We start from the raw sequence: 4,990 nt of genomic DNA, 5'->3' as shown, positions 1-4,990 counted from the left end.
CAACATTAATCGTGGTTCTGGCGTAGGACTCACTCGCACTTACCAATAGGCAGCATTTTTCTAGTTGTGGGCTTAATCTCGCTCTGGCTTGCACTTGCAACTTCTTCGCTTGTTTGCTTTTCAGCTTTAATTCACCGATACAGCTTTTTAATTTTCTTTCTTTCCCTGCTTTTGTCCCACTGCTTTTTTCGACAAAAAATTCCCACCTTTGGACTGACGTTTTCCAGCATTTGCTCTCTCACGGCTATTTCTATGCCTTCTAGCGTTTCAATTGCTCGGCATCTTTGCTTCTGCATTCCGATACAGGATTTCCGCTATCTCTCTGGTGCAGGCTTCAAGTCTTCCTTTTTCTTCTGGTGTCATTTGCTTGGACGGGTTAATTTATTTCTATTTTATCCCTCTTTTCTCCTAAGTATTTATACTCAGTGCCTAATTGAGATGCTCCCTGGGTAATGCCCCAACATACTTGGCAACGCTTACTTGCTCTGAACTTTTATCTAGATTGGTAATCTCTTGGCTCATCGTGATCCAATGTTTCGGAAGACAAAAAGAGCGCTTTACCCGATCGCGAGATGCTTCGGAAAAGTTTTGTAACTCTGGCTTGATTAATTCAAATATTCTAAATGTTTTTAATAATCGGATAATCCCCAAGGCTGATCCCAAAATAGACATCACAAAGCCTGACAGAAAAAACAACTTGAGCGCCTTTAGTTGAAATGGCATATTCAGCATTCCTATCTCATGAAGTCCATCAGTGAAGATGAGTCCTAAAACTTTATGAGGAAACAAATGAGCATATAGTCGGATATTGTAACTACCAAAAGAATCGCCTATTAAAATATAGGGCGGCTCGATTTTTGCTTGAGTTAGCATTATATCTAGCTCTTGTACAATTTGCTCGCTCGTGCGAGGATGCGGACTATGGTCGCTCCATCCATATCCTGCGCGATCGTAGATACATACTCGTCCTATTGTGGCTAATTCTTCTATCAGGAGATACCCTTCTACGCCGCCTAAACTATGGTCTAGAACAATTGTCGGCTGGGATTCTCCTAAAGTATATAGATGCAGCCGATAGCCACCAACATCAATCAGTTGACCTATTGGCGATCGCTTATTCTCTAAGCAACTAGAAATTGCTTGATAAAGTGTCGTAAAAACTAGCAGAATAACCAGTATCAAGATCGACATTATCCGCCTCTTTGGGTACTTAATGAGTAAGTAACTTAAGTATTCATCTTATCTTTCTTAAGTAGCTAGGCGTAATTAAATATAGAACCCAAAAGACTGTGGGGGCGCAGCGTACGCCGCAGGTTTTAGGATTTTATATTTAACTGCGCCCAGCTACTTAGGATAATAAAAAATAATGGCGGTGCTTTACACCGTCATTATTTTGGGGATTTAATTTTAATTTTTAAGTGTGGAAATGTATTTAAACAATGCTTAAAACAACTTTAAATTCCAAATAGACTGAATATGATAAATTACATATCAACTATTAGTCATATATAGCAAGTTATATGAGATTTATCATTAGTTTATTATTGGCTTTCCTCCTACTAGGGCAACAGTTTAGCTATGCTGATTACCCTATTAAAGGTAAGTTTGTTGCTAATAATTGTGTGGCTTATGCTGGTATTAAAAATCAAAGTGAACCAGTAAGTCTTAAGGCTGGGGAAGTCTATAGTGCGACTGGAATGAATAGACAAGATGGAGACTTTGTTGCAATTAAAATCGATGGAATCAACAAATGGGTTGCCAAAAGTTGTGGCAAATTGAGCTTAAACGATCTTAATGGGGATATTCAGCCTACTGCTATTGCACCTACTACTAAACCTATAGTAGCTGGTAATAGTAAAGAGGATAATGCCCAGAGTAATCAGAGTTGCCCTATTCAAGGTTGTGCCGATCGGTATTTGCTAGCTTTATCTTGGCAATCATCTTTTTGTCAAACCCACCCCAATAAGACTGAATGCATCAAACAATCACCTACTAGTTATGATGCAACTAATTTTACTTTGCATGGTCTTTGGCCAGATAAGCTTTCCTATTGCGGTGTGAGTTCAGATGACATCAATAGAGACGAAACTGGCAATTGGTCATCTTTGCCTCCTGTACAGACTGATGCTCAAACCAAAGCTGAGTTATCAAAAGTCATGCCAGGCATCGTATCTAATTTAGATCGCCATGAATGGTACAAACATGGAACCTGTGATGGACGTAATGCAGATACTTACTACGATCTTGCCATTGGTTTAGTAGAAGAATTTAACGCTTCTCAGGTAAGAGATTTGTTTGCATCTAATATTGGTAAGACTGTTACTCTAACGGATGTAAAACGGGCTTTTGATAGTAGTTTTGGTGATGGAGCTTCGGGTAGCTTAAACTTAAAATGTGGCAAAGAAGACAGTCTTGTGTCTGAAGTCAGACTAAAGATCAAGCGTCCCCTAGCTGGTCAAAAGCTAGCTGATGTGTTGGTTCCCAGTGGTGGGCTATCTTGCGATCGCGTGATTGTTGACGCGGTTGGTTTGTAATACTTGGTAATCGTCGAGACAAAGGATCGGTTAATAGCATGGGTAAAGCTCTAGGGACAGAAGTATTAGCAATTGGTTTAATGAGTGGGACATCGGTCGATGGTATCGATGCGGCTTTGGTGGAAATAGTTGATTGTCAAGGTCAATTCAAAACTAAACTCATTGCAGGACATACCTATCCCTATGCAGCGGATCTGCGGTCGGAAATCCTTGCCATTTGTGCGGGGGAGCCTCGATCGCTACAACAAATATGCGAACTCGACGATCGCATTGCCGAGAGTTTTTCCCAAGCGGCGATCGCCATTATGCACCATGGCGATCGCTTACCCGATCTAATTGCTTCCCACGGACAAACGGTGTTTCATCGCCCCCCTGCTATTGGTGATCATCAGAATGGTAAAACGGAGTTAGGTTACTCCGTACAACTGGGGCGAGGAGCGGTAATTGCTGAATTGACGGGAATTCAAACGATCTCTGATTTTCGGACGGCAGATATCGAAGCAGGTGGACATGGTGCGCCTCTAGTACCTATGGTGGATGCCTTGTTATTGACCGATCCCCACAAATATCGCGCTTGCCAAAATATAGGTGGCATTAGTAATGTCACCTATTTGCCTCCAAGTTCCATAGCTGATATCAAAGCTGATACAGAAGCTGATACAGAAGCTGATACAGAGCTTGGTTTTAACGCTGGTGGCGTATTTGGCTTTGATAATGCTGTGGGCAATGTACTGATCGATATGGCGACCCAAAAATTATTTGGTGAACCCTTTGATCGCGATGGAGCGATCGCCCGTCAGGGGAAGCCAGATTTAGTATTGATTGACCGATGGCTACAACAAGAATTTTTTGTAGCCGCACCACCAAAATCGACGGGGAGAGAGTTATTTAGCCCTGCCTATTTAGACAATTGTTTGGGGGAATGCCAAAATTTAAGCAATTACGATATTATGGCGACGCTGACAGAATTTACGGCCCGAGCGATCGCCAAAAGCTATCGAGATTTCCTACCCACATTTCCCGATGAAGTTTTAGTTGGTGGTGGTGGCGGACGCAATAGTTACTTGCTGGAGCGTTTACAGGATTTGTTAGCCCCTGCGATGGTCATGCGTACCGATGCTCTAGGGCTTGATGGTGATAGTAAAGAGGCGATCGCTTTTGCTGTTTTAGGATACCTGCGACTGAAAGAGCGCGATGGTAATTTACCCAGCGTCACAGGTGCGAAGCGATCGGTTTTATTGGGCAAGATCGCATAAATAAAGAGAGGATGCTTTGCATCCTCTCTTTATTTATGCGATTTATTTATGCGATAGATTTTTTATGAAGCTTTAAACTTCTTCTTCTTCATCGCCAGTAATGATCGCTTCATCTTCGACATAGGCTTCTGCTTCTTCGGCAGAGATTTCATATTCGATATCTTCGATATCGCCATGACGACCTTCATAGATAGCATCAGCAAGCTTGCCGACGATCAATTTGATCGAGCGAATTGCGTCATCGTTGGCAGGGATCCCAATGTCAACGCTATCGGGATCGCAGTTGGTGTCAAGCAATGAAACGATGGGAATTCTGAGCTTTTGGCATTCTTGAACAGCATTGTATTCGCGCTTGTGGTCGACTACGATCACAATGTCGGGGGGCTTACGCATAAGCTTGATCCCACCGAGATACTTGCGCAGTTTTTCCATTTCACGGCGAAGAGTCGATGCTTCCTTCTTAGGTAAGCGATCAAGTGCGCCACTTTCGTCGCGACGTTCGAGATCCTTGAGGCGATCGACACGGGTCTTAATGGTCGTCCAGTTGGTAAGCATTCCACCCAACCAGCGTTGGTTGATGTAATAGCTACCGCAGCGAGCTGCTTCCTGAGCGATGAGCCCAGCAGCTTGACGCTTGGTGCCCACAAATAATACCTTTTTACCTTGCTCAGAAGCTTGACGCAAATAGGCATAGGCTTCTTCGAGGTACTGTGCGGTTTGCACGAGGTCAATAATATGAACGCCATTACGCTCGGTGAAGATGTAAGGCTCCATCTTGGGGTTCCAGCGACGGGTTTGATGCCCGAAGTGAACTCCTGACTCTAGCAATTGTGCTAGGGTTACGACTCCCATTTAAATTTTCTCCTGTGTTCGGGTTTATCCTTGCGCCTGAGATGGAATCTAGTAGTTACAAGTAACTCTAAACACCCGAAACCTCAAGCGTGTGTTTTTTAACAGCTTGTCTAGGATAGCGCATAAGTGGCTCAATAGCAAAATGACGATATTAAAGCGATCGCCTTAATATATTTGCGGTCAAGTTTTCTAAGACCTAACACCAATTCACGAAAGTGTGACAACATATTTGTGAATTAAAAATTAAACCTCGTAAGGATTTTCAAGTTAAGAAATGGTATAGCCATTTCTTAACTTCAGTTCGGGTTAAGCTGGCAAATTTTAAAAGCCCAAAAGTAAAAGCCTTGC

The 4,990-nt window shown here is 42.7% G+C and carries 3 protein-coding genes and 1 pseudogene; 2 read left to right on the top strand and 2 right to left on the bottom strand.

The window, feature by feature from the left end:
* Positions 1-447 precede the first annotated feature (447 nt).
* Positions 448-1,191 (bottom strand): annotated as a pseudogene (locus PSE7429_RS21545) (alpha/beta fold hydrolase); the annotation flags it as partial.
* Positions 1,192-1,520: 329 nt separating this feature from the next.
* On the opposite strand from PSE7429_RS21545, the gene PSE7429_RS23960 reads away from it, so the two are divergent.
* Together PSE7429_RS23960 and PSE7429_RS21535 are read left to right on the top strand one after the other, a co-directional pair.
* Complete coding sequence (locus PSE7429_RS23960) at positions 1,521-2,534, top strand: ribonuclease T2 (RefSeq protein WP_009629491.1); 1,014 nt, start codon at positions 1,521-1,523, stop codon at positions 2,532-2,534.
* 38 nt (positions 2,535-2,572) lie between these two features.
* The gene (locus PSE7429_RS21535) at positions 2,573-3,790 is read left to right on the top strand and encodes an anhydro-N-acetylmuramic acid kinase (RefSeq protein ID WP_009629490.1); all 1,218 of its coding nucleotides are present in this window, start codon (positions 2,573-2,575) and stop codon (positions 3,788-3,790) included.
* Positions 3,791-3,862: 72 nt separating this feature from the next.
* Here PSE7429_RS21535 and rpsB read toward each other — a convergent pair whose 3' ends face one another.
* A complete protein-coding gene (gene rpsB, locus PSE7429_RS21530) occupies positions 3,863-4,642 on the bottom strand; it encodes a 30S ribosomal protein S2 (RefSeq protein WP_009629489.1) in 780 nt (259 codons plus the stop codon).
* Positions 4,643-4,990: the final 348 nt, after the last annotated feature.

The organism is Pseudanabaena biceps PCC 7429, assembly GCF_000332215.1.
Classification (GTDB): domain Bacteria; phylum Cyanobacteriota; class Cyanobacteriia; order Pseudanabaenales; family Pseudanabaenaceae; genus Pseudanabaena; species Pseudanabaena biceps.
Note: the sequence above shows the minus strand (reverse complement) of the source record. Positions and strands in the feature narration are given on the sequence as shown.